The sequence below is a fragment of the Haloarchaeobius pelagicus genome, from assembly GCF_051207375.1.
Classification (GTDB): domain Archaea; phylum Halobacteriota; class Halobacteria; order Halobacteriales; family Natrialbaceae; genus Haloarchaeobius.
In genome coordinates this window covers 1822629-1847158 of the sequence record NZ_JBPJZD010000001.1, presented here as the reverse complement: position 1 = coordinate 1847158, position 24530 = coordinate 1822629, and the positions used below count along the sequence as shown (strand labels likewise).

27 protein-coding genes are annotated in these 24530 nt (G+C 63.4%); 8 read left to right on the top strand and 19 right to left on the bottom strand.

From position 1 onward, the window contains the following. Window positions 1-90: 90 nt before the first annotated feature. The 7 genes from leuD to ACSC1S_RS09725 form a co-directional block, all read right to left on the bottom strand. Entirely contained in the window at window positions 91-717 is a 627-nt protein-coding gene (leuD, locus tag ACSC1S_RS09755) for a 3-isopropylmalate dehydratase small subunit (RefSeq protein ID WP_435364132.1), read from the bottom strand. Next, on the bottom strand, window positions 710-2137 hold the full coding sequence (leuC, locus tag ACSC1S_RS09750; RefSeq protein ID WP_435318673.1) for a 3-isopropylmalate dehydratase large subunit: 1428 nt from the start codon (window positions 2135-2137) through the stop codon (window positions 710-712). The genes leuD and leuC overlap by 8 nt, the downstream gene beginning before the upstream one ends. A gap of 1 nt (window position 2138) precedes the next feature. Continuing rightward, a complete protein-coding gene (locus ACSC1S_RS09745; RefSeq protein ID WP_435364131.1) occupies window positions 2139-2417 on the bottom strand; it encodes a DUF7989 family protein in 279 nt (92 codons plus the stop codon). A gap of 14 nt (window positions 2418-2431) precedes the next feature. Continuing rightward, window positions 2432-3481 (bottom strand): ketol-acid reductoisomerase, encoded by a 1050-nt coding sequence (gene ilvC / locus ACSC1S_RS09740; RefSeq protein ID WP_435364130.1) that lies wholly within the window; start codon window positions 3479-3481, stop codon window positions 2432-2434. Further along, on the bottom strand, window positions 3478-4077 hold the full coding sequence (ilvN, locus tag ACSC1S_RS09735) for an acetolactate synthase small subunit (protein WP_435364129.1): 600 nt from the start codon (window positions 4075-4077) through the stop codon (window positions 3478-3480). The genes ilvC and ilvN overlap by 4 nt, the downstream gene beginning before the upstream one ends. Further along, window positions 4074-5846 carry a biosynthetic-type acetolactate synthase large subunit gene (gene ilvB, locus ACSC1S_RS09730; RefSeq protein ID WP_435364128.1) on the bottom strand — a complete coding sequence of 591 codons (1773 nt, stop codon included), beginning with the start codon at window positions 5844-5846 and terminating at the stop codon, window positions 4074-4076. The genes ilvN and ilvB overlap by 4 nt, the downstream gene beginning before the upstream one ends. Window positions 5847-6162: 316 nt before the next feature. Beyond that, window positions 6163-7422, bottom strand: coding sequence for a LeuA family protein (locus ACSC1S_RS09725; RefSeq protein ID WP_435364602.1), 1260 nt, complete (start codon window positions 7420-7422; stop codon window positions 6163-6165). Window positions 7423-7742: 320 nt separating this feature from the next. Between ACSC1S_RS09725 and ACSC1S_RS09720 the strand changes: the two genes are divergently transcribed. Together ACSC1S_RS09720 and ACSC1S_RS09715 are read left to right on the top strand one after the other, a co-directional pair. Next, window positions 7743-8198, top strand: a complete 456-nt coding sequence (locus ACSC1S_RS09720) for a ferritin-like domain-containing protein (protein WP_435318669.1) — start codon at window positions 7743-7745, stop codon at window positions 8196-8198. 87 nt (window positions 8199-8285) lie between these two features. Then, on the top strand, window positions 8286-8582 hold the full coding sequence (locus ACSC1S_RS09715; RefSeq protein ID WP_261651647.1) for a DUF5779 family protein: 297 nt from the start codon (window positions 8286-8288) through the stop codon (window positions 8580-8582). A gap of 20 nt (window positions 8583-8602) precedes the next feature. On the opposite strand, the gene ACSC1S_RS09710 is transcribed toward ACSC1S_RS09715, so the two are convergent. The 4 genes from ACSC1S_RS09710 to ACSC1S_RS09695 form a co-directional block, all read right to left on the bottom strand. Beyond that, window positions 8603-9286: a VOC family protein gene (locus ACSC1S_RS09710; protein ID WP_435364127.1), complete on the bottom strand. Its 684-nt coding sequence runs from the start codon at window positions 9284-9286 to the stop codon at window positions 8603-8605. A gap of 102 nt (window positions 9287-9388) precedes the next feature. Then, entirely contained in the window at window positions 9389-9679 is a 291-nt protein-coding gene (locus tag ACSC1S_RS09705; RefSeq protein WP_435364126.1) for a hypothetical protein, read from the bottom strand. A gap of 14 nt (window positions 9680-9693) precedes the next feature. Further along, window positions 9694-10218: a DoxX family protein gene (locus ACSC1S_RS09700; protein WP_435318666.1), complete on the bottom strand. Its 525-nt coding sequence runs from the start codon at window positions 10216-10218 to the stop codon at window positions 9694-9696. Between the two features lie 120 nt (window positions 10219-10338). Further along, the gene (locus ACSC1S_RS09695) at window positions 10339-10572 is read right to left on the bottom strand and encodes a hypothetical protein (protein ID WP_435364125.1); all 234 of its coding nucleotides are present in this window, start codon (window positions 10570-10572) and stop codon (window positions 10339-10341) included. A 251-nt stretch (window positions 10573-10823) separates the two neighbouring features. Here ACSC1S_RS09695 and ACSC1S_RS09690 point away from each other — a divergent pair, with 251 nt between their 5' ends. Then, window positions 10824-11507, top strand: coding sequence for a hypothetical protein (locus ACSC1S_RS09690; protein WP_435364124.1), 684 nt, complete (start codon window positions 10824-10826; stop codon window positions 11505-11507). 35 nt (window positions 11508-11542) lie between these two features. Here ACSC1S_RS09690 and aglM read toward each other — a convergent pair whose 3' ends face one another. Beyond that, window positions 11543-12847: a UDP-glucose 6-dehydrogenase AglM gene (aglM, locus tag ACSC1S_RS09685; RefSeq protein ID WP_435364123.1), complete on the bottom strand. Its 1305-nt coding sequence runs from the start codon at window positions 12845-12847 to the stop codon at window positions 11543-11545. Between the two features lie 171 nt (window positions 12848-13018). On the opposite strand from aglM, the gene ACSC1S_RS09680 reads away from it, so the two are divergent. Both ACSC1S_RS09680 and ACSC1S_RS09675 read left to right on the top strand, forming a co-directional pair. Further along, window positions 13019-14017, top strand: a complete 999-nt coding sequence (locus ACSC1S_RS09680) for a patatin-like phospholipase family protein (protein WP_435364122.1) — start codon at window positions 13019-13021, stop codon at window positions 14015-14017. Between the two features lie 62 nt (window positions 14018-14079). Then, a complete protein-coding gene (locus tag ACSC1S_RS09675) occupies window positions 14080-14493 on the top strand; it encodes a JAB/MPN domain protein-containing protein (protein ID WP_435364121.1) in 414 nt (137 codons plus the stop codon). Window positions 14494-14533: 40 nt separating this feature from the next. Here the strand turns inward: ACSC1S_RS09675 and ACSC1S_RS09670 are convergent, their stop codons facing one another. Beyond that, a complete protein-coding gene (locus tag ACSC1S_RS09670) occupies window positions 14534-14743 on the bottom strand; it encodes a ribbon-helix-helix domain-containing protein (protein ID WP_261651636.1) in 210 nt (69 codons plus the stop codon). Window positions 14744-14822: 79 nt separating this feature from the next. On the opposite strand from ACSC1S_RS09670, the gene ACSC1S_RS09665 reads away from it, so the two are divergent. Further along, window positions 14823-15146 (top strand): hypothetical protein, encoded by a 324-nt coding sequence (locus tag ACSC1S_RS09665; protein ID WP_435318658.1) that lies wholly within the window; start codon window positions 14823-14825, stop codon window positions 15144-15146. Here the strand turns inward: ACSC1S_RS09665 and aglJ are convergent. Continuing rightward, window positions 15143-16123: an S-layer glycoprotein N-glycosyltransferase AglJ gene (gene aglJ / locus ACSC1S_RS09660; RefSeq protein WP_435364120.1), complete on the bottom strand. Its 981-nt coding sequence runs from the start codon at window positions 16121-16123 to the stop codon at window positions 15143-15145. The two genes, ACSC1S_RS09665 and aglJ, sit on opposite strands and share 4 nt — an antisense overlap. A 97-nt stretch (window positions 16124-16220) precedes the next feature. Between aglJ and aglF the strand changes: the two genes are divergently transcribed. Then, complete coding sequence (aglF, locus tag ACSC1S_RS09655; RefSeq protein WP_435364119.1) at window positions 16221-16976, top strand: UTP--glucose-1-phosphate uridylyltransferase AglF; 756 nt, start codon at window positions 16221-16223, stop codon at window positions 16974-16976. Window positions 16977-17055: 79 nt separating this feature from the next. Here the strand turns inward: aglF and ACSC1S_RS09650 are convergent, their stop codons facing one another. From ACSC1S_RS09650 to ACSC1S_RS09635, 4 genes are all read right to left on the bottom strand, one after another. Beyond that, a complete protein-coding gene (locus ACSC1S_RS09650; protein WP_435364118.1) occupies window positions 17056-18579 on the bottom strand; it encodes a flippase in 1524 nt (507 codons plus the stop codon). A gap of 82 nt (window positions 18580-18661) precedes the next feature. Further along, window positions 18662-19606: an alkaline phosphatase family protein gene (locus ACSC1S_RS09645; protein ID WP_435318654.1), complete on the bottom strand. Its 945-nt coding sequence runs from the start codon at window positions 19604-19606 to the stop codon at window positions 18662-18664. Between the two features lie 75 nt (window positions 19607-19681). Further along, a complete protein-coding gene (locus ACSC1S_RS09640; protein ID WP_435364117.1) occupies window positions 19682-21076 on the bottom strand; it encodes a sulfatase-like hydrolase/transferase in 1395 nt (464 codons plus the stop codon). A 72-nt stretch (window positions 21077-21148) separates the two neighbouring features. Continuing rightward, window positions 21149-22168 (bottom strand): alkaline phosphatase family protein, encoded by a 1020-nt coding sequence (locus ACSC1S_RS09635; protein WP_435318652.1) that lies wholly within the window; start codon window positions 22166-22168, stop codon window positions 21149-21151. A 55-nt stretch (window positions 22169-22223) separates the two neighbouring features. Here ACSC1S_RS09635 and ACSC1S_RS09630 point away from each other — a divergent pair, with 55 nt between their 5' ends. Then, window positions 22224-23291, top strand: coding sequence for a glycosyltransferase (locus ACSC1S_RS09630; RefSeq protein WP_435364116.1), 1068 nt, complete (start codon window positions 22224-22226; stop codon window positions 23289-23291). Window positions 23292-23499: 208 nt separating this feature from the next. Here ACSC1S_RS09630 and aglG read toward each other — a convergent pair whose 3' ends face one another. Then, window positions 23500-24438 carry a glucosyl-dolichyl phosphate glucuronosyltransferase gene (gene aglG / locus ACSC1S_RS09625; RefSeq protein ID WP_435364115.1) on the bottom strand — a complete coding sequence of 313 codons (939 nt, stop codon included), beginning with the start codon at window positions 24436-24438 and terminating at the stop codon, window positions 23500-23502. Window positions 24439-24530 lie beyond the last annotated feature (92 nt).

The following is a 24530-nucleotide window of genomic DNA, read 5'->3' as shown; positions in this document are numbered from 1 at the left end:
CCACCGGCTGACCAGTGGTCGCCTCCCGAGTTACGCGCAGCGTTCAACACGGTAGAAAACCAGCTCGGCGACGGGACCGACGAGAACAGCCTACACTCGCTTGCCGTCCTCGACGTACGGCAGACTCTCTGCCGTCTCCGAGACCGCCTGCGAGTTCGCCTTCATCAGCGCGGTGGTGTCCCAGACGCCCTCGACGAGCGCCTTGCGCTGGGCGTCGTCGACGGTCACGTCGACCGTGGTATCGCCGTAGGTCACCGTCTCCTCGGCGACGTCCACGTCGATGTCCCCGTCAGGATTCTCGTCGACCCAGTCCTGGATGGCTTCGACCGTCTCGGTGTCGGCCGTGACGGTCGGCACACCCAGCGCGAGGCAGTTGCCCGCGAAGATCTCGGCGAAGGACTCGCCGATGAGTGCGTCGATGCCCCAGCGCATGAGCGCCTGCGGGGCGTGCTCGCGCGAGGAGCCACAGCCGAAGTTCGAATTGACGACCATGACGTTCGCGCCCTCGAACCGGTCCTCGTTGAACGGGTGGTCCTTCGGGTTGTCGTCGTCGTCGAAGCGGAGGTCGAAGAACGAGAACTGCCCGAGCCCGTCGAAGGTGACGACCTTCATGAAGCGGGCCGGGATGATCTGGTCCGTGTCGATGTCGTTCCCGCGGACCGGGATACCCGTCCCGGAGACGTGTTCGACGATTTCGGCGGGGCCATCATCACTCATTGGTGACCACCTCCGTCTCCTCGACGGTACGAACGTCGGTCACTTCACCGTTGATGGCCGCGGCGGCGACCATGCGCGGGTTCATCAGGACGGTGCGGCCGTCCTTGCTTCCCTGGCGGCCGACGAAGTTCCGGTTCGAGGAGGAGGCACACGCCTCGTCTCCTTCGAGCGTATCGTCGTTCATCGCGAGGCACATCGAACAGCCGGCGTTGCGCCACTCGAAGCCGGCCTCCTCGAAGACCTCCTTGAGGCCCTCTTCCTCGGCGGCGCGCTGGACGCGCTGGCTGCCGGGGACGACGAGTGCGCGAACGTCCTCGTCGACCTGCTTGCCCTTGACGATGCTCGCGGCGCGGCGCAGGTCGGGCATCCGGGCGTTCGTACAGGAACCGATGAACGCCACGTCGATGGGGTAGCCCTCCATCGTGTCACCGGGCTCGACGCGCATGTGCTCCTGGGCGCGTCGGGCGGTGTCCTGCTTGTCCGCGGGCAGGTCCTCGGGAGCCGGGATGGGCTCGGTCACGCCGACGCCCTGGCCCGGTGTCGTGCCCCAGGTGACGACCGGCTCCAACTCGGAGCCGTCGATGGTGACCACGTCGTCGTACTCGGCGTCCTCGTCGGAACTGATGGACTCCCAGTACGCCTTGCGCTCCTCGAAGGCGTCGCCCTCGGGGACGCGGTCGCGCCCTTCGAGCCACTCGTAGGTGGTCTCGTCGGGGTTGACGTAGCCCGCGCGGGCACCGCCCTCGATGGACATGTTGCAGATGGACATTCGGCCTTCCATGTCGAGGTCCTCGATGGCCTCGCCCGCGTACTCGTAGACGTAGCCGACGCCGCCGTCGGTGCCGAGTCGCCGGATGATCTCGAGGATGATGTCCTTGGCTTCGACGCCCTCGGCGAGTTCGCCGGTGACCTCGATCTTGCGGACCTTTTGCTTCTCCATCGCGACCGTGCCCGTCGCGAGCACGTCACGAATCTGGCTCGTCCCGATACCGAACGCCAGCGCGCCGAACGCGCCGTGGGTCGAGGTGTGGGAGTCGCCACAGACGATGGTCATGCCGGGCTGGGTGAGCCCCTGCTCCGGCCCGATGACGTGGACGATACCCTGGTCGCCCGAGGTCGGGTCCGAGAAGTCGATGCCGGCCTCGCGCACGTTCTCCTCCAGTTCGGCCATCATCTCCTCGGCCGCGTCCTCCTTGTACGGGCGGGACTGGTCGGCTGTCGGGACGATGTGGTCGACCGTGGCGTGCGTGAGGTCGGGGTAGGCGACCTCCATGTCGCGCTCGCGGAGCATCCCGAACGCCTGCGGGCTGGTGACCTCGTGGATGAGGTGGAGGCCGACGAACAGCTGGTCCTGCCCGGTCGGCAGCGTCGTGACCTTGTGCTGGTCCCACACCTTGTCGTAGAGCGTGCCCTCGGACATCTTACTCCTCTGTCTCCTCGGGTACACCCTCACCGCCGCGCTCGAAGACGCGGTCGGTGCCCTCGCCGTCGTCGTGCGGCGGGGTGTGGTCGACGTCTTTCATCGGTGTGCCATCCGTCTCGGTCTCGGCCTCGGCCTCGACGTCCTCTCGTTCGGGGTCGCGGCCGCCGTCTGCGACGATGGTGACGCCGTGTTCGAACACCGACCCCATGCTCTCGCCGGTGTAGGGGTTGGTGTGGCTGACGTCTTCCATCGTTCCGTTCGCTTTGTTCGTGGTCATTTGGGGTCTCGGTCTCAGTCGTCTGCAGTCGCTGGTTCTTCGGTCTGTTCTTCGTCCTCGTCCTCCTGCCACGCGAACAGGCTGCGGAGTTCCTCGCCGACGGCTTCGATGTCGTGGTTCTCCTCGGCCTGCTTGAGCTGGGTGTAGCTCGGGCGGCCGGCCTGGTTCTCGCTGATCCACTGGCGGGCGAACTCGCCGTTCTGGACCTCTTCGAGGACCTCCTCCATCTTCTCGCGGGCGTGGTCGTCGACGATGCGGTCGCCGCGGGTCAGCCCACCGTACTCGGCCGTGTCCGAGACGGAGTGCCACATGCCGCCGAGCCCGCCTTCGTACATCAGGTCGACGATGAGCTTCAGTTCGTTCAGGCACTCGAAGTACGCCATCTCCGGACTGTAGCCGGCGTCGACCAGCGTCTCGTAGCCCTGCTTCACCAGCGAGGTGACGCCGCCACAGAGGACGGCCTGCTCGCCGAACAGGTCGGTCTCGGTCTCCTCCTGGAACGTCGTCTCGATGACGCCCGCGCGGGTGCAGCCGACGCCCTGGGCGTACGCCAGTGCCTCGGACTTCGCCTCGCCGGTCGCGTTCTGGTAGACCGCGATGAGGCCGGGGACGCCCTCGCCGTTCTCGAAGGTGCGGCGAACGATGTGGCCCGGCGACTTCGGCGCGACCATCGTCACGTCGACGTGTTCCGGCGGCTCGATCTGGTTGTAGTGGATGTTGAAGCCGTGGGCGAACTGGAGCGTGTCACCCTCGTCCAGCACCGGTGCGATCTCCTCGAAGACGGCGGGCTGGACGGTGTCGGGCACGAGGACCGACACGATGTCGGCCTGCTCGGCGGCCGCTTTCGGGGTGGCGACTGCCAGCCCGTCGGCTTCCGCGGCGGCGCGCGAGGAGGAACTCTCGCGCAGGCCGACGACCACGTCGACCCCGCTCTCGGCGAGGTTCTGGGCGTGGGCGTGGCCCTGGCTGCCGTAGCCGAGGACGGCTACGGTCTTGTTCTCGATATGCGATGCGTCGGCGTCGTCGTCGTAGTATACTTCGGTGGTGAACTCGTCGTCTGTCATTGCTGTTGTGCGGTATCGGTGGTTCCTCGCGCCAGTGCGGCGGTGCCGGTTCGGGTTATCTCGCGGACACCGAAGCGTTCGAACGCTTCGACGGCCGCCTCGATCTTCTGTCTGCTCCCGGTGATCTCGACGGTCACCGTCTCCCGACAGGCGTCGACCGTCTTCGCGTCGTACATGTCGGCGACGGCAGCGACCTGGTCGGGGTGCTCGCCCACGACCTTGATGAGTGCAAGCTCGCGGTTGATGGCGTTGTCGGGCAGTTCGTTGACCGCGATGACGGGCACCAGCTTCCGGAGCTGTTTCTCTATCTGGTCGATGCCGGGGTCGGGTTCCTCGGTGACGACCGTGATGCGGGCCTTCGAGTCGTCCTCGGTCGGCCCGACGGTCAGGCTCTCGATGTTGAACTGCCGGCGGCTGAACAGGCCGGAGACGTCCGAGAGGACGCCCGGCTCGTGTTCGACCAGCACGGAGATGACCGCCCGTCGGGGCTTCTGTTCCGCCTCGACCTCGGGGTCGATGCGGATGCCCTGCTTGTTGCGTCGGCCCTGGGGTCGGACGCGCTCTTCGGGCGCGGGCCCCTGCAGTCCGCCGCTCATAGGTGACCCTCCTCCAGTGCGAACTGGCCATTGTCGCCGCCGCTCGGGACCATCGGGTAGACGTTCGCCTCGGGGTCGACGTGGAAGTCGACCACCGCGGGGCCGTCGTAGTTCAGTGCTTCCTCGACCGCGTCCGCGACCTCGTCGTAGTCCTCGACCGAGATGCCCTTCGCGCCGAACGCCTCGGCGAGCTTGTCGAAGGCGGGCACCCACGGGTACTCGGATGCCATCCGGCGGCCGCCGAAGAAGGCGTCCTGCCACTGGCGGACCATCCCGATGTGCTCGTTGTTGAGGACCGCGACGGTGATGTCGAGGTTCTCGCGGACCGCGACCGACAGCTCCTGCATCGTCATCAGGAACGAGCCGTCGCCTTCGAAGCAGACGACCTCCTGGTCGGGGGCCGCGACCTTCGCGCCGATGGCGGCGGGCAGGCCGTAGCCCATCGTCCCCAGCCCGTGGCTGGAGACCCAGGTGCGGGGCCGCTTGTACGTCCAGTACTGGGCGGCCCACATCTGGTGCTGGCCGACGCCGGTCGTGACGATGGCGTCGTCAGCGGTTGCCTCGTCGAACGCCTCGACCACGAACTCGGGGCGGAGGGGTTCGTCTTCCGGCGCGCTGTAGTCCATCGGGTACTCGGACTTCCACTGCTGGCAGGTCGCGCGCCACTTCTTGGTCTGGGGCGCTGCCTCGATGGCCTCGTCCAGCTGTTCCAGGACGGTGCCGGCGTCGCCGATGAGCGGGTAATCCGCCTCGACGTTCTTGCTGATCTCGGCGGGGTCGATGTCGATGTGGACGACCTCCGCGTCGGGCGCGAACGTCTCGATGCCACCGGTGAGCCGGTCGTCGAACCGGCAGCCGACCGCGATGAGGCAGTCGGTCATCGTGATGGCCATGTTGGCGTAGCCGGTGCCGTGCATGCCGGCCATCTCCAGCGAGAGCTCGTGGTCCTCGGGGAACGAGCCCAGCGCGGGCATGGTGGTCGTCACGGGGATGTCGTACGTCGTCGCGAACTCCCGTGCTTCTTCGCTCGCGTCACCCTTGATGACGCCGCCGCCGAACAGCAACAGCGGCTTGTTCGCGGACTGGATTGCGTCTGCGGCCGCCTGGACCGCGTCGGGTGCGGCGCTCTCGGTCACCGTGTAGGTGTCCGGGAGCTGTGGCGGGCCGGCGTCGGCGTTCGAGTCGGCCTGCGTGATGTCCTTGGGCAGGTCGACCAGCGTCGGGCCCGGGCGGCCCTCGCGCGCCAGCGCGAACGCTTCGGAGACGGTCGTGCCGACCGTGTCCGGGTGGCTCGCGAAGTAGTTCGTCTTCGTGATGGGGGCGGTGACGCCCGTGGTGTCCGTCTCCTGGAACGCGTCGTTCCCGACGAACTCGGTCGGGACCTGTCCGGTCAGAGCGATCATCGGGTCCGAGTCCATCGAGGCGTCCGCGATACCGGTCACGAGGTTGGTCGCGCCGGGACCGGACGTGGCCAGGCAGACGCCGGGTTCACCGGCGACGATGCCGTACGCGTCCGCCGCGTGGGACGCCCCCTGCTCGTGCGCCATCGTGACGTGGTAGATGTCGGAGTAGTACAGGGCGTCGTAGACGGGCATGATGGCACCGCCCTGGACGCCGAAGGCGAACTCCACGCCGGCGGCTTCCAGTGATTCGATGACGGCGGTCGCGCCGGTCTTCGGGACGGTCGATTCGGCGTCGGTCTCCGTGTCCGCGCCGGTCGTTTCACCAGTCGCTGTGTCGGTCGGTGTCGTGCTCGCGCGTTCACTCATGTGTTCGGGCCTGTCGGTGTCGCGTCGAACGCGGCTGGTGTCGGTCGGGGTCGATACGGGGTGTCGGATGTGTGCTGGGACATTACTGACGTACGTGCTGTCGGCTGTGACTCTCGAAACGATGCAAAAACCGGGTCAGGATGGGGTGTTGTAGGGGCTAGGCGGCCCCTACGATAATCGACAGCGTCCGTACGACAGCACCGCTGCTGGCGAGGGTGTCGCCGTCTGCAGCTGGTGACTGTCTCATTACCGACTGTGTACGCCCCCCGGTCGATATAAATCTTGGTGGTGGGGCAGACCTTGCGGGGATGGCCCATCAGGCCTTCACCTCTTCGGTCTCCTCCACGGTGGGGATCCCGATGTCGCGGGCGAACTCGAACAGCGTGCTCGCGGTGACGCGTTCTTTCTCCGCGCCGCGGTCCTTGACCTTCCGGGTGACCGCGCGGACCTGGGTCTCGGTCGGGTCGAAGCCCGCCTCGACCAGGTGCTGGCGGACGGCGTTGACGCCCGTGTGCTTGCCCAGCACCAGCTCGCGGGTCGCGCCGACCATCTCCGGGGTCATGACGCCCGGCTCGAACGTGTCGGAGTTCTCGATGACGCCGGCGGCGTGGATGCCGGACTCGTGGCTGAAGGCGTTCTGGCCGACGACCGGCTTGTTCGCCGGGACCGGCATGTCCGAGCGCGCCTCGACCAGCTTGCTCAGTTCCGTGATTCGGGTCGTGTCGATACCCGTGTCGGCCTGGTACACCGACTCGACGGCCATGACGAACTCCTCGTAGGCCGCGTTGCCGGCGCGCTCGCCGATGCCGTTGACCGAGACCTGTGCCTGGTGGGCACCGGCCTCGATGCCGGACAGGGCGTTCGCGGTGGCCAGCCCGAAGTCGTCGTGCGTGTGCACGTCGATGCGAGCCGTGGTGTGCTCGCCGATGGTCTGGATCATGTCGTAGAACCGTCGGGGGGTTGCGACCCCGCAGGTGTCCGGGACGTTGATCCAGTCGGTCCCGGCCTCGGTGACGGCCTCGACCATCTCGATGAGGAAGTCCTCGTCGGTCCGGGTGGCGTCCATGGGCGAGAACATGCACTCGACGCCCGCCTCTTTGACGCGGCGGACGGAGTCGATGGCTCGCTGTTTCACCTGTTCGCGGGTGGCGTGCATCGAATCCTCGATCTGAACGTCGGAGGTGCTCACGAAGACGTGAACCATCTCGACGCCGGAGTCGATGGCTGCCTCGATGTCCTTGTCGACGACACGGGCCAGCCCGCAGGTCGTCGAGTCGGTGTACTTTGCGATGTCCGAGACGGCCTCGAACTCTGCGTCGGAGTTGACGGGGAACCCTGCCTCGATGACGTGGGTGCCCATCTCGTCCAGCACGGCCGCTATGTCCCGTTTGTCTTCGTAGGAGAAAGACGTCCGTGGGGACTGCTCGCCGTCCCGCAGTGTGGTGTCGAATACGCGTGCAGTGTCGAATTCAGTTGTGGCGTTCAGTGTGCCCTGGAAGAACTCGATCGCCCTGACTGGTGTCAGAGCGGGTGTCGTGGTGCGACATTGTATCTCACTCCAAGCGCGAACCCATATTTAAACTTGGTGGTGTGACAGGTCTGCTGCGCGTCCCGGAACGTGCCGAACGACCATCATGAATTCTGTAATCGCACGACTGCGGCGACTACAATCGGATACATATTCCTTATATTCCTTCCAGATGGTCTGTCACCGGACGAACAGGACGACCGTGCGAGACGGCAGGTCTTGCCAGCTTCGGGATGGTGCGCCGGGGTGACAGGCTCACGCGCACCGCTGGGGGGAGTCAGAATGCGCCCTCGGCCAGCATCCGACCGGCCTGGGTCTAGCTTGCCTTTGGCCCCATCGTTATGTCTCCGGCGTGAGAATACCCGGGTATGGCAGACCAGCAAGTCGTTGACCTCCTGAAGAAGGCGTACAGCGACGAGATAGAGACCGTGATGAACTACATGACGAACGCAATCGTGCTCGACGGCGTCCGGGCCGAGGAGATCAAGGATAGCCTCGACCAGGACATCCAGGAAGAGCTCACGCACGCACGCCAGCTCGGGGACCGCCTGAAGCAGCTCGACGAGGCCCCGCCCGGCTCCATGGCCTTCCAGGCCCGCCAGGAGAACCTCCAGCCCCCCGAGGACACGACAGACGTGCTGTCGGTCATCGAGGGCGTCATCGAGGCCGAGGAGGACGCGATCGAGACTTACCGCGCCCTCATCAGCGCGGCCGAGGAGGCCAACGACCCCGTCACGGAGGACCTCGCGGTCACACTGCTCGCCGACGAGGAGGCCCACCGCACGGAGTTCCGTGGCTACCGCAAGGAGTACAAGACCGACTGAACGGTCGCAGGCATCGGCCGCCCGCAATCGAGTGGGCCGTACCACCAGAGGCGAGGATTTTTCTCGGGGCACACCGAGTAGTCGCTCATGGGCGACTTCGACCTGGATCTGCGGGCCGTCGAGGACCACCTCGACGAAGACGAGGACGGCGACCTCGTCGGTGGCGTCGAACTCGGTGTGCTCGACGGCACGACGCCGCCGGAAGAGTGGATAGACACCATCATGAACGGGCGAATCCTCGTACTGCACATCGAGGGCGACGTGAACGAACTCGCGTCCGGGTTCGCACGCGACGTGAAGAAATCGGGCGGTGAGCTCGTCCACTTCCGTGGATTCCTCATCGTCTCCCCGCCGGGAATCGAGATAGACACCGGCCGACTGTAGCCGGGCGCGATCTGTTTCTGTCAGGCCCTGTCGACCGTCAGGTAGTGACCGTCGGGGTCGAGGAGTCGCACGCCACCATCGTCGAGTCGTTCGACCGACCGGGCTGCCGCACCGACCGCGTCGACCACGGCGTCGGGGTCGCCATCGAAGCCGAGGTCGACGTGCAGGCCACCGCGGGCGTCCGCGAGCCCGAGATGGGGTTCCCACAGTTCGAGGGCCATGGGTCCCTGGAGTCGAATCCGGGTCCGGTTCTCGCCGCGGTCGACGACGTCGAACCCGAGGGCGCGGTAGAACGACTCCGCGCGGTGGAGGTCGGCAACCTCGAGTACCACCTCGAAGATGCCGTCGATGCCCGGGCCCGTGACGTTGGTCTGGCCCAGCTCGACGCAGTTCCCGTCCGGGTCGTACAGGTACAGTGACCGGGCCTCGCCGAAGACGTGCTCGTCGAGGTCGTACTCGTCTGCGAGCCGGTCCCACCAGTCGTCGTACTCGTCGGCCGGAATCGAGAAGGCGTAGTGGGTGTGGACGCCGCCCCGGGGGACCGACGAGGGCCGTCGCAGGACGAGGTCGGTGTCTCCGGCCGCGTAGGCGACCTCCGACTCGTCGCGGCGGCGCTCGGCCATGCCCAGCGTCTCACCGTAGAACTCCATGGCCGACCCGAGGTACTTCACTTCGAGTGCCAGCCAGCGCAGGGTCGAGAGCATACGCCCAGTTCGTGCGCCGGTCGCTTAAACGTGGGTCGCGAGCGTCGCCACTGGGTGGCGTGTGGGTCGTCCCGAAAAAGCCGAGAAGCCGCGTTCGCGCGTCTACTCCCCAGCGAGATTCGGCTGCTTGGCAGCGCCGTCCGCGATCTGTGGCTGGACCATCTTGTAGAGGCCCCACAGCAGCAGGATCACGAGGCCCATGATGACCAGTCCCGTCCGCAGGGCCGGGTCGACCGCCGGGGTGGCGACGACCTCACCCGCGTCGTTCGTGACCGGTGCAGCCCCGTAGGGCTGGCCCGCCAGTATCTCCACGATGCCGAGGCCGACGATACCGAGGAACATCAGCGCGCCGCTGAGTCCCATCGCCGTCTTGTCGATGATTTCGTTGTTCATTGTGTGTCACCTCCTTAGCCGAGCAGGTACCGGAGTTTCGGACGTTGCTTGACGAACTGGAACTTCTCGATGATGGCGTCCAGGCCGAAGTACCGGCCAGCGCCGACGACCATCATGGTCCCGAACAGGAGCAGCCCCATCAGGTCCCCGTTCACGACCCCGTGGCCGAAGCCGGCGTTGCCGACCCAGAACAGGGTCATGAAGATGACCCCGAAGAACGAGGCCAGCCGGACCATGGCCCCGACCAGCAGGGCGAGCCCGATGAACGTCTCACCGAGTGGGACGAGCGCCGGGAGCGCCCAGCCGAGGTAGTCCGCCATCATCACCGGGATGGGCCCGAGGGCGGTTCCCGTCATGCCCTCGAGGTAGGCCGGCGCGTAGCTGAAGTTCAGCCCGCTGTCGATGAGTTTCGTCACGCCGGCGTGGAAGAACCACCAGCCGGTCACGACGCGCAGGAGCGCGAACCAGTACGCCGTTACTGGCCGGTCCAGGTTGAACTCGAACTCGTCCGCCAGGGGATTGGTCGCTTGGTATGACATCGTTTCCTCACCTCACATTTCGAGGTTGCGCCGGGAACCCCGTATAAACCGGTGTACGTTCTCAAAGTGTGGAAAACAGGATGATAGAACCGGATGGATCGGTGGGTATCGACAGCCGACTCAGAGCGCGTCGCCGATGAGTGTGACGGCGAGCACCGGAAGGCCGACGAGCAGTCCGAGGAGGACGGTCCACGCGAGGAGTGCGAGCAGGATGCCCGCACCGGGGAACAGCGAGGCGACCGTCACGAGGACGGCCACGACGAGCGTGAGGGCGACAGCCAACGCGGTCCCGCGGAGTAGGCCGGAGAGGTGGTTGTTCGTGGCGATTCCCTGGGTGGTGATGCTGTTGTTCATCGTCAGTCTCTGGTACACCCCCTGTGGATAAATAGGTAATCAGAATTACATTTCTGTAATCCGCCGTACCGAAATCCGTTTCTGTCAGTTCGTTTCGAGTACCCGCGCGACCCCGAGCATGTGGGTCGAGCGGTCCACGGCAGACCGGTCCTCGCGCAGCAGGTCGTTCACCTCGCGAACGACGGTCTGCCGGTCCTCGTCCAGCTGCCGTTAGGCAGTCACTTATTCCCATCGCGCCCCTGAGTACAACTATGCCGATGAAAGGGTCCGGCTCCCCCGACCAGTACCGCATCGTGAACGAGCACGATGGCGGGTTCGGGTGGATCCCATACCCCGACGAGAAGATGCAACGAGCGTGTCACGCACTCGTGGTCGACGACGAGGTGTGGGTCCTCGACCCGGTCGACATCCCCGACCTCGACGACCTGCTCGCAGAGCGCGGCGAGGTCGCGGGCGTGGTTATCACCCTCGACCGCCACAAGCGCGACTCGGCGGCCATCGCGAACCGCCACGACGTGCCGGTGTACGTTCCGACGTGGATGGAGGGCGTGGCGAACGAACTCGACGCGCCGGTCGAACGCTTCGGCGACGAACTCGCCGACACCGGCTACCGGACCCTGCGCCTGCGGGACAACCGCTTCTGGCAGGAAGCCGGCCTCTGGAACGAGGAGCTTGGGACGCTGTGGGTGCCCGAATCGGTCGGGACCGTCGACTACTTCTGTGGCTCCGGCGAGCGCCTGGGTGTCCACCCCATGCTCCGCGCCGTCCCCCCGAAGCGCGTCCTCGGTGGGCTGGAACCCGAACTGATTCTCGTCGGCCACGGCGAGGGCGTCGAGTTACGCCCAGCCGAGGCACTTCGCGAGGCGCTCTCGAACTCGCGCAAGAAGATGTTCGGGCTGTACGCGAAGAACGCGAAGCAACTGCTGCCGGTCTAAGGTTCCACTGCTGTCTCTTCCTCGGCCTGCTTCGATTACCAGGTCAGCCCTTCGTACTCGATTCCATCCCGCCGGCCGATAACGTGTCGACCATCGACCACGACCGGGTCGGCCATCGCGTCGAACTCGTCGTCGAGCGCGGCGAACTCGTCCCAGTCGGTGACGACCGCGCAGCCGTCGGCCCCGTCGAGGGCGGCCGGCGCCGAGTCCGCGTACTCGATGTCGACGTGGTCGTACTTCTCGCGGAAGCTGTCGGTCGCGACCGGGTCGTAGGCGACCACGCTGGCACCACGCTCCTGCAGTCCCTCGATGACGGGCAGGGCGCGGGTCCCCCGCACGTCGTCGGTCCCGGGCTTGAACGAAAGGCCAAGGACCGCGATGCGGGCCCCGTCGAGGTCGACGTGCCCGGCGAGCAGGTCCAGCAGGCGCACGGGCTGGAGGTCGTTCACCTCGACGGCGGCCTCCAGCAGGGGCGGTTCGTAGCCCTGGTTCTTCGCGGCGGCGATGATGGCTGCCACGTCCTTCGGGAAGCAGGAGCCACCCCAGCCGAGGCCGGAGCGCAGGAAGCGCTCGCCGATGCGGTCGTCCAGCCCGATGGCGTCGGCGACCTCGTAGGAGTCCACGTCGAACTCCTTGCAGATGTTCCCGAGGTCGTTGATGAGACTCACCTTGCTCGCGAGGAACGCGTTGTTCGCGTACTTGATCATCTCGCCCTCGCGCAGGCCGGTCTCGACGATGGCGGGGTCGGCCGCGTCGACGATGGGCGCGAACAGTTCGTGTAAGGTGTCGAGCGCCCACTCGTCACCCTCCTGCGTGCCGAAGACGATCTTCTCGGGCGTCTGGAAGTTCTCGACGGCGGACCCCATCTGGAGGAACTCGGGGTTGACGGCGACGTGGACGTCCTCCCCGATGGTCAGGCCGCCAGCTTCGGCCAGCAGCGGCGCGACGGTCCCGTCGGTCGTCCCCGGGACGACCGTGCTCTTGACGATGACGAGATGTTTGCCGTCCTTCTCGGCGAGCGTTTCGCCCAGCATCTCGGTGGCCGCCTCGACGACGGACGTGTCGATGCTCCCGTCGTCGCGCGAGGGCGTCCCGACCGCGAGGAAGGTCACGTCCGTCTCGAGAACCGACTCGTAGTCCGTCGTGGCTCGCAGGCGGTCGCCCGCGTGTTCGGCGATGAGCTCGTCGAGACCGGGCTCGTGGACCGGCGACTCGCCCGCGTTGATGCTGGCGACGATGTCCTCGTCGATGTCGACGTTCACCACGTCGTGGCCGAAGTCTGCGAGACAGGCGGCGGCCGTGGTCCCCACGTACCCACTGCCGATGATGCTGACGTTCATCGGTCGCGGGTACTCGGTGGCCGGTCTTTACGGTGATGGTTGTGGAGACGCCGACCACGCCTCCCTGTGCTCTCATCCTGAACTCCCATCCTGTACTCCCCTCTTGAACTCCGTGCCGACATTACCCTCCATGGAGGTTCGCTTTGGTAATCGCCGCCGTCGTCTCGGAGCGTGACGACGACAATCGCGGTCGCCTGTCAGGGTGGCGGGAGCCACACCGCCTTCACCGCGGGCGCACTGAAACGCATCGTCGAGGACTGCCCAGCCGAGTACGACCTCGTCGCCGTGAGCGGAACTTCCGGCGGCGGCATCTGCGCACTGGTAGCCTGGGCGGGACTGGCCGCGGACCAGCCCGTGACCGCGGTCTCGAACCTCACCGCGTTCTGGCGCGACATCGCCGCCGAATCCTACGCCGAGGCCGTCGCGAACGACTGGTCGCTGGCGAGTCAGAGACTGATGAGCGAGTTCGGCTCTGTGGGAATCAGCCCGTACTACAACCCTACCGCGGACGTGGGACAGCGACGGCTGCGCGAGACCATCCTCGGCCACTGCGACGTGTCTGGTGCGTTCGAGGCTGACGACGCGCCCGCCCTGTTCCTGGGCGCGGTCGACGTCGAAGGCGGCGACTTCACCGTCTTCACCACGGATGAAGCGCGGGTTACCGCGAAACCGGAGACGTTCCGGCTGGTCGAGACCGCGGAGCAGGCGGCCGACGCCGCCCTCGCCTCCGCGGCCGTCCCGACCATCTTCGAGGCCGTCGAAATCGACGGGCGCTACTACTGGGACGGCCTGTTCTCGCAGAACCCGCCGATTCGGCACTTCACGTCGGGCGTCGACGTGTCGGCGAAGCCCGACGAGATCTGGATCGTCCGCGTCGACCCGAAGGCGATGGACCCCGACACCAGGGACGTGCCACCCCGGTCGATGCTCGATATCACCGACCGCCGAACCGAACTCTCGGGCAACCTCTCGCTCGAACAGGAGAAACACACCATCGAGACGGTGAACGGGCTGCTCGACGGGAACCCGGACTACAAGGAGATCCAGCTCCGCGAGGTCGTGCTCCGGAAGAACCTGGACGCGTACTCGAAACTGGACCGGGACCCCGAGTTCCTCGCCGACCTCCAGGCGCGAGGATACGACCGCGCCGACGAGTTCTGGACGGCCTGAGTCGGTCCCACTGCTGGGGGACCGACCGCATCCCTTTAGCCACCAGCCGTGCTAGATGTTCCGTGGTCTACGTAACTCGCGGGTTGCTCGAGGTACTCGTCGACATCGCTAAAGAGGCTGACCCCGAGGGTGTGACGCTCTCGCTCGCCGCCTCGGCTGCCGGCGACCTCGACGGGGCCGACGACCTCTCGCCCGAAACACCCGTCTTCACTGACTTCTACCTGCCCGACGCGGGACGGTCCGTGAGCGCGGTCTTCGGCGTCGACCTCTCGACGCCCCCGGGCCAGACCCACGGCCGGTTCGTCTCACACCCGACTGGCGGTCGGTCCGTCTCCCTCGAAGACGACCTGCACGCGGTCGTGTTCGTCGCGATTCCGCCCTGGGAGGCCGACACGGTCCGGGCGTTCGACCGGGCCGGTACCCAGCAGGAGATGACCGTCATCGACGCGGAGCCGCCGCAAGAACAGTGGCAGTGAACTCCTCGACAGCAGCTGGTTTACCACCGCGCTCGGCTGCTCACTCCAGGTAGCCCAGGTCCCGGAGCTGGTTCGTTATCTCGTCGAACTCCGCCTCCGACAGACCGTCAGACCGCTGGTGCTGGATGACGATGCTACGAAGCAGGAAGCGCACGAGGTCGGAGGTCGACGAGAAACTCGTGCCCTCGATGGTCTCGTCGACGCGCTCGGCAAGGTCCTTCGGGATGGAGACCGTCGTGTACTCGGTCATACACGGTGTGTTCGCCGCATCGGCCAAGTTGCTTTCGACCGAAGGATTTTGATGCCTGCAGCCCGACAGGACCTGATATATGGCAATGCGCCCGCCGTCGAACGACACGAGCGCAGCTGCAGCGATGGACTTCGGAATCGCACGCGTCGACGCGGAGCTCGACCGCGTCGACATCGAATACCCGGTGACCGCCGAGGAACTCGAACGACAGGTCGGCCACATCGAGGTTCCCTACGACACGCGAGGGCGAACGGTCAACCTCGGTGAGGCCATCGCCGATACCAACGTCTCGGAGTTCGAAGACGAACAGGCCCTGTTGAACGCCCTCTATCCCGTGTTCGACGAGTGGCGCTCTGGCAGCCTGAGCGTCGTCGAACGAGTGCGTGGCGCGCTTCCCTTCTAATCTTCGGCGGCCGAGGCCTCTTCAACCGCTGCAGTCTCCTCTCGCGTCTCCTCCGCGATCCGTTCGAGGCGACTTCGCTGTTCCCGGTGGAGCGAGACGATGGTGTCCGCGAGCACGCCGAACATGACGAGTTGCACGCCCAGGAGCACGAGTACCCCCGCGAGCATCGCCAGAATGTCGTGTGGGACGCTCCTGAAGAACCATTCGTAGCCGACCCACGCGCCAACGAAGAGCCCTGCGAGCCCGCTGATGCCGCCTACGCTCCCGAAGTAGAACAGCGGGTTGTGTGTCTTCGAGCGCAGATACAGCGTGAGCAGGATGGCTCCGCCGTCGCGGAACGGCCGCAGGTTCGTCTCCGACTCCTCCGGCCGCGCGAGATACGTGATGTCCACGACTTCGGTCCTGATTCCCTGTCGCGCACACTCGACAGCGAGCTCGGTCTCGATGCCAAAGCCCTCCGCGTTGAGCGTCATCCGCTCGAACGAGTCGCGCGTGAACGCCCGGTAGCCACTCAGGATGTCGCGGAAGTTCTGCCCGTGCACGACGTGAAAGCCCGTGTTTATCATCCGGTTCCCGAACCGGTTGAGCCGCGTCATCGCGCCCAACTCCATGTTGGCGAATCGGTCCCCGATGACGTGCTCGGTGCGGCCTGCGAAGAGCGGTTCGAGCATGTCATGTGCCTCTTCCGGCCTGTAGGTCCCGTCACCGTCCAGCATCAGGACGTACTCCGCGTCGATGTACTGGAGCACGCCTTCCCGAACGGCCTCGCCTTTGCCCGAGCCGCGGCCTGTCCCGCTCTGCTTGACGACGCGTGCGCCGTGCTCTTCGGCGATCTCGCGAGTGTCGTCCGATGAGTGCCCGTCGATGACGAGCACGTTCTCGAACCCCTCCTCGCGCAACCCGTCGATAACCTCGCCGATGGTCGCCGCCTCGTTGTAAGTCGGCACCAACACGCACACGTCGTCGCTATCGGCCATCGAGCGGATGTCCTCGGTGTGGGCGCAAAAGAGTTGCTGTCGGCGGGGCGACGTTCGGGCTAAAAGTATTTATCGCCGGGGAGGTGGAGGTTGTGGTATGAAAGCAGTCGTCCTCGCAGCGGGGAAAGGAACTCGCCTCCGACCCCTCACCGACGACAAACCGAAAGGCATGGTCGAGGTCGCCGGCAAACCGATTATTACGCACTGCCTGGAGCAGTTGCGAGACCTCGGTGCCGACGAGTTCGTCCTCGTCGTCGGCTACATGAAAGAGAAGATTATCAGCCACTACGGGGACGAGTTCGAAGGTATCCCGATCACGTACGCGCACCAGCGCGAACAGAAGGGTCTCGCACACGCCCTGCTGACCGTCGAGGAGCACATCGACGACGACTTCATGCTGATGCTTGGGGACAACATCTTCGACGCGAACCTGAAGGACGTGGTCCGCCGCCAGCGGGAGGACCGTGCGGATGCCGCGTTCCTCGTGGAGGAAGTCCCGTGGGAGGAGGCGAGTCGCTACGGTGTCTGTGCGACGAACCAGTACGGCGAGATCACGGACGTGATCGAGAAGCCCGAGGACCCGCCGTCGAATCTTGTGATGACCGGGTTCTACACCTTCACGCCCGCAATCTTCCACGCCTGTCACCTGGTGCAGCCGTCGAACCGCGGAGAGTACGAGATTTCGGATGCTGTGGACCTGCTGATTCAGAGTGGCCGGACCATCGACGCGATTCGTATCGACGGGTGGCGGTCCGATATCGGGTACCCAGAGGACCGGGACGAGGCGGAACGGAAACTCCAGGAGGGGGAGACGGGAGGTGGCGAGGCGTCGGTCGAGAATCAGGTAAACTGAGTCGGGCACGGCTGCTTGGCGACATTCTGGTGCGGTTCTCTCTGATTGTGACAACGGTGGCCGGACAACAGCGTACTGCTCACATCAGCCGCTTCGCCGCCGTCTTCAGTGGGCCGAGGTCGACGTCGTACTTGTCCTCGAAGTCGAGTACCAGTTCGACGTCCTCGTTTTCGATTCCACCGAAACGCAACAGTGCCAGCCCGTACACAAGTAGGAAACACGTGAGAGCGAGGATCGAGATCGGGAGCGTGATCGACACGTTCGTCCGCAGACCGTAATACAAGACGCTTATCACGACCCCCGCGACCAACGCTGGTTTGACCAGTGGCGTGCTGAAGGGCTGGATCCCCGTTCGCCGGTAGAGTTGAACGCCATACAGAATGTTCAGGACGATGTACGAGATCGCGGTTGCCAGGGCGGCTCCGACCAGCTGGTACCGGGGAATCAATAGGACGTTGAGGACGACATTGGTGGTCGCCGCAGTGATGTTGTCGTACATTATCATGCGCGTGTGTCCGATTGCGGTCAACGTGTCCCGGTTCGGACCCATTATAGTCCGGAAGAAGAACCCGGCAGAGAGGATCACCAGCGCGAGGCTCCCACCGACGTACTCCTGTCCGAACGTATACCTGATCGAGATGGTCGGGAACAGCGCCAGGAACAGGAAGATGGGAAGCGTCGAGATGAACACCCACTTGGTCAGTATCTTGTACATCCTGTCCATCTCTTCGAACTCGTCTTCGGAATGGAGTTCCGAGAGGATCGGGACGGTCAGGAACGCGACCGATGACAGGACGAGCAGAACGAGATTGGATATCGGATAGATTACGTTGTAGACACCTACTGCCGCGGTCGTGGAGTAACTCGCGAGGAGAAAGATGTCGAGGTCTCCTAGTATCCGTGCCATCAGGATAGTGACCACGAGGGGAAGGGAGAACCCGAGCAACTCGCGATGCATGGGCTCGTACGGCTCCCGGGAGAACAGAGGAGTGCGTGTGTACAGGTAATAGACCCCGAGCACGCTTGCGACGACGAACGCGGCAGCGTAGGCCGATGCAACTTCGAGCACACCGTAGCCCAGGAGGACCGCGCCTGCTGCGAGCACGAGCCTCGTGAGCGGGAGCGTGATGTTCTGAACGATCACCTTCGGACCAGAGAGTTTCGACCCCTGCATCGCTCCCTGAACGTATTTCACCAGCGCACCGAACGGAATCGCGAGACCGAACAGGCGTAATATCGGGGCCAGAGACTCATCGTTCCAGATGTTCGTCGCGATGAACTCCCCACTGAAGAACACGGCAGCACCAGCAAGGATTCCGAGTGGCATCGTTAGCTGGAAGGCAGATACGAGGATACCACGGCGCTTGGCGGGGTCTTCGTAGCGTGGGAGATATCTCCCCACCCCGGTATGGGTCCCAAGGACCACCAGGGTGGAGACGACCGCCAGGACGGTCGCTCCGAGACTGACCGTTCCGTATCCTTCCTTCCCGAGTTCCCGGGCGACGATCAGTGCGACAGCGAACGAGATACCGAGTTCAGAAATTCGGCCGACGAACACGAGGCCGCTTCCTTTGAGCAGTTCTCTGAGCGAAGAGTCGGCCATCTACTGTAGCTATCTACGTCTGGAAGATGGGCGTTGTGGTTCGTGTTCGTGCGTAGCGGTCGACGGGTTGTACGTCGAACACCTACGTCCTGTACCCTAGCGCTTCTAATTTCGAGTCGAGGTCCTCGTCACGTTGTGTGGCACGACGTTCAGGGTCGGGGACGTACTCTCCCGTGTCGGTCGCCGATACCTCGACCCACGGGACAGTGTAGAGCGCAGGCAATGGGACTCTGCTCGGGTGGCCATACAGTCCCCAGGAGCCGAACGCTTGCCCGTGGTCGGCCGAGATGATGACCGAATCGGCATCGAGACTCCTGAGGAGCACCTCCACACTGTCCATCACGTATCGCAGGTTCTCCACGTGCGCGTCCCACAACGTACTCGGCTCGTACCCGTCTTTCAACACAAGGTCTCGCATGTTGCTGCCAGCTTCTTCTTTCTCCGGAGGAGTCACCCGCATCGCATCAATGTCCATGTCGGGAACGAACGGTGGATGGGGTTGCATGTAGTGAAGGATGAGCCGGTCGAAATCGTTCTCGCGTGCTGCCTCGATCGCACGGTCCGTCACCGCCTCCGCTGGAATCGTCTGCAGGTCTGGGTCCCACTCGTCGCGCCACACCTCGTCCAGGAGTGCGAATTGGGAACTCGAGACCGTCCGCTCGGAGTTCGGGTTCGCGGTCACGTACGCTGTCTTGGATATCTCGTCAGCGTACGTGTCCACGAAAGTGTTCTCGAGCCAATGTTCAGACGACGACCCGACGGAGACAAGTGTCGACTCGGTAGCGCCCGCCTCGAGGAACTCGTATTCGTCTTCGACCTCCGAGATGAATTCGGGTCGAGCACAGTCGAGGAGGATGAGGACGTCCCACTCCTCATCGAACACGTTGGTCGAATCGACCCTCGAATACAGGCCACTCATCATGAGGGCACCGACGTAATAGTCGTAAGCGGTTAGTTTCACTCCCGTGAGACCGTCGTTCTTCACGTTCTCACTGAACCGGGAGAGCGCACGCTTCAGTAGACTCATTCTCGTTATCGAATTCCTTGGTACGTATATTAATCACGCGGAAAGTGTTACGCACTCGTGAGATTCTCGCGTGAATCATAGATATCCGAGATTCTTCAGACGTTGCTCCGTCGACCCACTGACGTCCGGTTTCGATGCATTTGAGACTGCTTCCCGTTTGAAATCCCCTATTTCGGTTGCGAATCGCTCAGTGGCCCAGTCCGGGATGCCATCGGTCGACTCGACCCTCGTTTCCGTGGAACTTGTTTCGGGTTCCAACTCGAACCACTGTGTCTCGCCTAACGAATCCCAGACGACCTTCTCCGAGTTCCGGTACGCGCATCTCATCGCACGATCCCAGTAATCGTAGTCTTCGGGGGGTTCAGGGCCTGCGCTGAGTCCAACCAGTTCGGCCGTTATCACGTCTTCTGTGACGTCTGGAACGGACTCGTTCGCGATTCCCGTGATCAATCTGGGCAGCTTCGCGTGCGAGACGAAGTCGGTGACCGACTCCGAGTCCTTCGGCGGGTTGATAATCTCGAGAGGGACGTGGAGCAATCCTTCCGACAGGCTACTTTTGTGGTTGACGAGCCCTCCCTCCGACTCCCTGCCGTGGTTCTCTCCGTGATCGGCAGTGACGATGATCGTCGTCTCGCCATCGTCTCTCGCGTCGAGCCACTCCGCGAAGGACGCCAGCTTGCGGTCGATGTAATCGATTGCGGCCGCGTAGACACCTTCACGGGTTTCCCAGTAGTCCTCGTGCTCACCATCCATGAGTTCCCAGACGCCCTTCGAGGAGGAACTCCAGGACCACGGAGCGTCGTGCAGATCGGAATCGAACCCAAGCACGTGCTGCAGCGGCATGTGGGCCTCCATGATGTTCAAGAAAAGAAAGTAGGGAGAATCTACGTCACGCACTTCTCGCTTTGCGGCGCGGAGGACGGGGGTCAGGTCGTCGTCGACCGGTTTCGGTATCGGCCTGCTCTCCGAGAGACTGTGTGCGGCAGCGACCAGGAGGTTCACCAGACTCTTACTCGTGTTCGGATGCCCGAGAATCGACCGCAGAAGTTGGAGATGCTTCGACGCTCCCTCCGAATCGATTTCGTCGAGGGCTTCGAGTGGGTCTGCACCATCTGGATACCAGTGCGTCGCCGAGGTCTCGACGAACCGGTCGAAGTAGCGATCGAACTCGTAGGACGAGCTCGCGAACTCGTTCGCACTGACTCCGATCGTCGTCGCTTCGTCCAGCTCGTTGAAGAACGTCCGTTCGACCGGCAAGGAACTGAAACTCGGGGAATGGGTGTGTACACCGTGTACCGACGGAAGTTCCCCCGAAATCATGCTCGCATGACTAGGTGTGCTCCAGGAGCTCACTGCCCGACACTGCTCGAAGGCGATGTCGGATCTGCGTCGAATTCGAGGGGCGTACTCATCGAAGAAGTCCTTCCGGACCGAGTCCAGAACGACGAGTACGATGTTCCGTTGGGCCATACCGGAGTTCTACAGTAAGACAGATATAAGCATTGTGTAGGGAGAAACACGCGGTCACTCCCGGTGGAGTTGCTATTGAACGTACCCGAGGTCCCGCAGTCGGTCCATCGTCGTGTCGTCTTCGACACCGGTCGCTTGGTCGATTGGCTCTTCGGAAGTGATCTCTGGTCGGTCGCCCCACTGGTACACCTGCCATGGGACCTTCACAAGTTCTTCCGTGTAGATCCCTCTCGGGTGTCCCCACTCAGTGACCGGAACGGGCGAGGCCCGTTCACCCACCATGTTCCCGTGGTCTGCCGTGACGACGTGCTTGCCCTCCAGCGTTGTGATGAACTCTTCGACGTGCGGGAGGGCCGCTGCGAGCGTCTTTCTATACAGTGGCCAGATATCGGACGGCGTGAGCGCCAGCTGTCCGAACATTATCTCGTGCCAGAAGTCGATGGTGTCGTCCATCTCGTTGTGAAGGTGCCGTTTGTCGAAGTCGGTCTCGTCGTCGATGAACGGGTAGTGCGGTTGCATGTAGTGCACGAGCAACCGTTTGTTCGGGTATTCTCGGGCAGCTTCCAGCGCGTATTCGGTCGTCGTTTCCGGAAGTACCGTGTTGTACACTTCGTTCCACCCGGAGTCTTGCCAGACATCGATGACCGCGTGGAACTCTGCATCGAGCTCGTCGAAGTGTCGTCGGTATTGGGGGTTCGCCGTGACGTAAACCGTGTCGTGTAGCTCTCGGCCCGCGAGGTTCGCCTGAAGGAACTCGACCGTGTTGGACCCCCGAGACTGGCGAGATTCCAGGGTACCGGGCAGCGTCGACTGGTCCTCGAACATGTCGTAACGGCACGCGTCGAGGAGACACAGGTAATCCCAGTCCTGTGTCATCAGGTCCACACCGGCAGTGTTGTGGTCGCGAGTTTTCAAACGGGTGTGATAGAGATAGTTGAGTTCTCTGAGGAAGAGGGAGGGAGCGCGTAACCCCCGTTTGAGTTGGGCTACCGAATACATGCGTCTAGCATGATTCAATCGGGGGGCTCTGAAATACGCATCGGTCAGTTCTTGAAGTCCCGGGACGAGCACGACGGTGAGAGGACGGACCACAGTGCGTGGGCGGTGGTCAGAAGCCTTTTTTATACAGATGGGGGACCTTCAGTGTATGAAAGTGATGTTCGCCCCCTTCTATTCGGGGAACCAATACCAGGAGCTGCTCTCTTCGGCGCTCCGGGAGGAGGGGGTCGAAGTGGTCGGCGAACGGTGGAACATCCCATTTTCTCCGTTGCTTCTCCAGGTAATCTCGACGAGGGTGGATGTGCTCCACGTCCACTGGACACACCCGTATTTCCTCTTCGGAAGCAAGCGAGAGCTGTACTCACTGCCCTTCAGCAGATTGGTGTGTCGGGTCGCTGCCGTCGTTTTCCTGCTGCAGGTATGGCTGGCATCGATAGTCTGTGAGAGAGTCGTGTGGACCATCCACAACAGATGCAACCACGAACAACGATACGAGGACCTCGACCAGTGGGTGAGTCGCCGTCTTCTCCGCATCGTCGACGGTGTGCAGGTGTGGGATGGTCGGACTCGCGAAGCGTTCGAGGCCTACCTTAACGTGTCGCTTCCTGAAGTACACGAGATCGCCCACGGAAACTACCGGCCGCTGTACGAGGGCCGAACCCACTCAAGGGCGGAAGCAAGAGCCGAAATCGGTGTCGAAGACTGCGAGCGAGTGTACCTGTTCTTCGGGATGATTCGACCGTACAAGCAGGTCCCTCTCCTCATCGAACGGTTCCAGGCGCTCGACGATGATGCGTGTCTCGTGGTCGCAGGCAATCCCAAGTTCACCGATCTGCGAGACGAAATCGAACAGTTAGCGGCAGGGGACGAGTCGGTACAGCTTCACCTGGAATACATCCCGGACGACGAGGTCCCACTGTACTTCTCGGCCGCTGATGCAGCGGTTTTCCCCTACAGGCATATCTTCAACTCAGGCTCCGTCCTCCTCGCGATGACCCTCGGTCTGCCGTTCGTCGCTCCCAGAATGGGGAGTATCCAGTCCGTTTCTCCCCCCGGTAACATCCTGTACGAAGACCTCGACGAGGGACTCGAACGGCTGTCTGCGTGTTCTACAGCCGACCTCGAGTCCGTCGGTGCCCGGAACAGAGAAGCGGCCGTGACCAACCACGACTGGACGGACATCGCTGCCGAGCATATCTCGATGTACCGAGACTGAGTCGGTCAAAGCAGAGCACCTGGGAGTGGCGAATCTTCGAAAAATCAACAGAGAAGCGTTGGCGTTGATAGTGAGCTACCGGGGAGTCAGTCGAAGTCCGGCAAGAGGTTCGGCGTCAGAATTGCACACAGATACCCGAATCCGACTGCCGCGGTGAAGATTGCGGTGAGTCACTTGACTTTCGCGAGTTGGGGCTTGCTCCTCGTCGTTACGCGTTCGCCTTCTCGACGACGTCAGGCGTCACCATCGCGTACAGGTAGCCGAGTCCGACGACAGCAGTGAAGACGAAGATCGTGACCAGCTGTTTCACCTTCGGAATCGACGGAGACCGAACGAGTTCAGCGACCCGTTTCGGCACGTACTGCGTCATAAGCTGCTTCAGGTACGCGCTCTTGTCGTCGGGTGCGTTGGGGTATAGCAGGTCCATGACCCGCTTCGAGTATCCTTGCCAGAACGACCGACTGACCAGCCACCTGTAGTCACCCCGGTAGTCGAAGAGTTTGTGGTGGACGACCGCGTCCTCGATGAATACCATCCCTCTTCCGTACTCCTCTAGCATCCGAATTCCGACGGGGGCTTCGTGCGCCTGAAGGTGTTTCTCGCCCTTCCGACCCGTGTTCGGGTCGTACCCACCGACGTTCAAGAACACGTCACGCCGGTAGGAGATGTTCGACCCGTACGTATTCCGGACTTCTTCCCCGTCCTCGGCGAATCCCGGTTCGACGCAGCCAACGAGCCAGTAGAACTCGTCCGGAAAGAAATCTGGTTTCTCGACTTGCCAGTCTGGCTTGACGTCTCCACCAACTGCCAGTGCATCCGTACTCTCGTAGGTTTCGACCAGCGTCTCTATCCAGTCCGGTTCTGCGACGGCGTCGTCGTCTATCATCGCAACGATGTCTCCTTCAGCTAACTCAGCACCCTTCGTCCGGCTGTAGGAGATGCCACGGTTCTCGTCGTTACAGTGGATTCGGAGATTGGGCACGTCACCGAAGTCGTCGACCGTCCACTCGTGGACCTCCTCGTTGCCGTCGATGACCAGGACCACCTCAAGGTCATCGTATGTCTGTTCGAGCACACTTTCCACGCACTCGTGGAAGTACTCGTAGCGGTCCGTCGGATAGGTACAGACGACGACGGAGACTTTCATTGTTCTCACCAATCGTGGAAGCTCGAATAAGGGTTTTGAAAATCGGGTGAGGGAAAGCTGTCTACACAGGAACGGATTACACAAGGCTTATT

Bases quoted from the DNA above. Each gene is read 5' to 3' on its own strand.
- aglF (WP_435364119.1), top strand. From the start codon at position 16,221: ATGAAAGCAGTCGTCCTCGCAGCGGGGAAAGGAACTCGCCTCCGACCC.
- ACSC1S_RS09710 (WP_435364127.1), bottom strand. From the start codon at position 9,286: ATGCTCTCGACCCTGCGCTGGCTGGCACTCGAAGTGAAGTACCTCGGG.
- ACSC1S_RS09745 (WP_435364131.1), bottom strand. From the start codon at position 2,417: ATGACCACGAACAAAGCGAACGGAACGATGGAAGACGTCAGCCACACC.
- ACSC1S_RS09705 (WP_435364126.1), bottom strand. From the start codon at position 9,679: ATGAACAACGAAATCATCGACAAGACGGCGATGGGACTCAGCGGCGCG.
- ilvB (WP_435364128.1), bottom strand. From the start codon at position 5,846: ATGAGTGAACGCGCGAGCACGACACCGACCGACACAGCGACTGGTGAA.
- aglM (WP_435364123.1), bottom strand. From the start codon at position 12,847: ATGAACGTCAGCATCATCGGCAGTGGGTACGTGGGGACCACGGCCGCC.
- ACSC1S_RS09720 (WP_435318669.1), top strand. From the start codon at position 7,743: ATGGCAGACCAGCAAGTCGTTGACCTCCTGAAGAAGGCGTACAGCGAC.
- ACSC1S_RS09700 (WP_435318666.1), bottom strand. From the start codon at position 10,218: ATGTCATACCAAGCGACCAATCCCCTGGCGGACGAGTTCGAGTTCAAC.
- leuD (WP_435364132.1), bottom strand. From the start codon at position 717: ATGAGTGATGATGGCCCCGCCGAAATCGTCGAACACGTCTCCGGGACG.
- ACSC1S_RS09670 (WP_261651636.1), bottom strand. From the start codon at position 14,743: ATGACCGAGTACACGACGGTCTCCATCCCGAAGGACCTTGCCGAGCGC.
- ACSC1S_RS09645 (WP_435318654.1), bottom strand. From the start codon at position 19,606: ATGAGTCTACTGAAGCGTGCGCTCTCCCGGTTCAGTGAGAACGTGAAG.
- ACSC1S_RS09630 (WP_435364116.1), top strand. From the start codon at position 22,224: ATGAAAGTGATGTTCGCCCCCTTCTATTCGGGGAACCAATACCAGGAG.
- ACSC1S_RS09695 (WP_435364125.1), bottom strand. From the start codon at position 10,572: ATGAACAACAGCATCACCACCCAGGGAATCGCCACGAACAACCACCTC.
- aglG (WP_435364115.1), bottom strand. From the start codon at position 24,438: ATGAAAGTCTCCGTCGTCGTCTGTACCTATCCGACGGACCGCTACGAG.
- ACSC1S_RS09665 (WP_435318658.1), top strand. From the start codon at position 14,823: ATGGCAATGCGCCCGCCGTCGAACGACACGAGCGCAGCTGCAGCGATG.
- ilvN (WP_435364129.1), bottom strand. From the start codon at position 4,077: ATGAGCGGCGGACTGCAGGGGCCCGCGCCCGAAGAGCGCGTCCGACCC.
- leuC (WP_435318673.1), bottom strand. From the start codon at position 2,137: ATGTCCGAGGGCACGCTCTACGACAAGGTGTGGGACCAGCACAAGGTC.
- ACSC1S_RS09640 (WP_435364117.1), bottom strand. From the start codon at position 21,076: ATGGCCCAACGGAACATCGTACTCGTCGTTCTGGACTCGGTCCGGAAG.
- ACSC1S_RS09715 (WP_261651647.1), top strand. From the start codon at position 8,286: ATGGGCGACTTCGACCTGGATCTGCGGGCCGTCGAGGACCACCTCGAC.
- ilvC (WP_435364130.1), bottom strand. From the start codon at position 3,481: ATGACAGACGACGAGTTCACCACCGAAGTATACTACGACGACGACGCC.
- ACSC1S_RS09690 (WP_435364124.1), top strand. From the start codon at position 10,824: ATGCCGATGAAAGGGTCCGGCTCCCCCGACCAGTACCGCATCGTGAAC.
- aglJ (WP_435364120.1), bottom strand. From the start codon at position 16,123: ATGGCCGATAGCGACGACGTGTGCGTGTTGGTGCCGACTTACAACGAG.
- ACSC1S_RS09650 (WP_435364118.1), bottom strand. From the start codon at position 18,579: ATGGCCGACTCTTCGCTCAGAGAACTGCTCAAAGGAAGCGGCCTCGTG.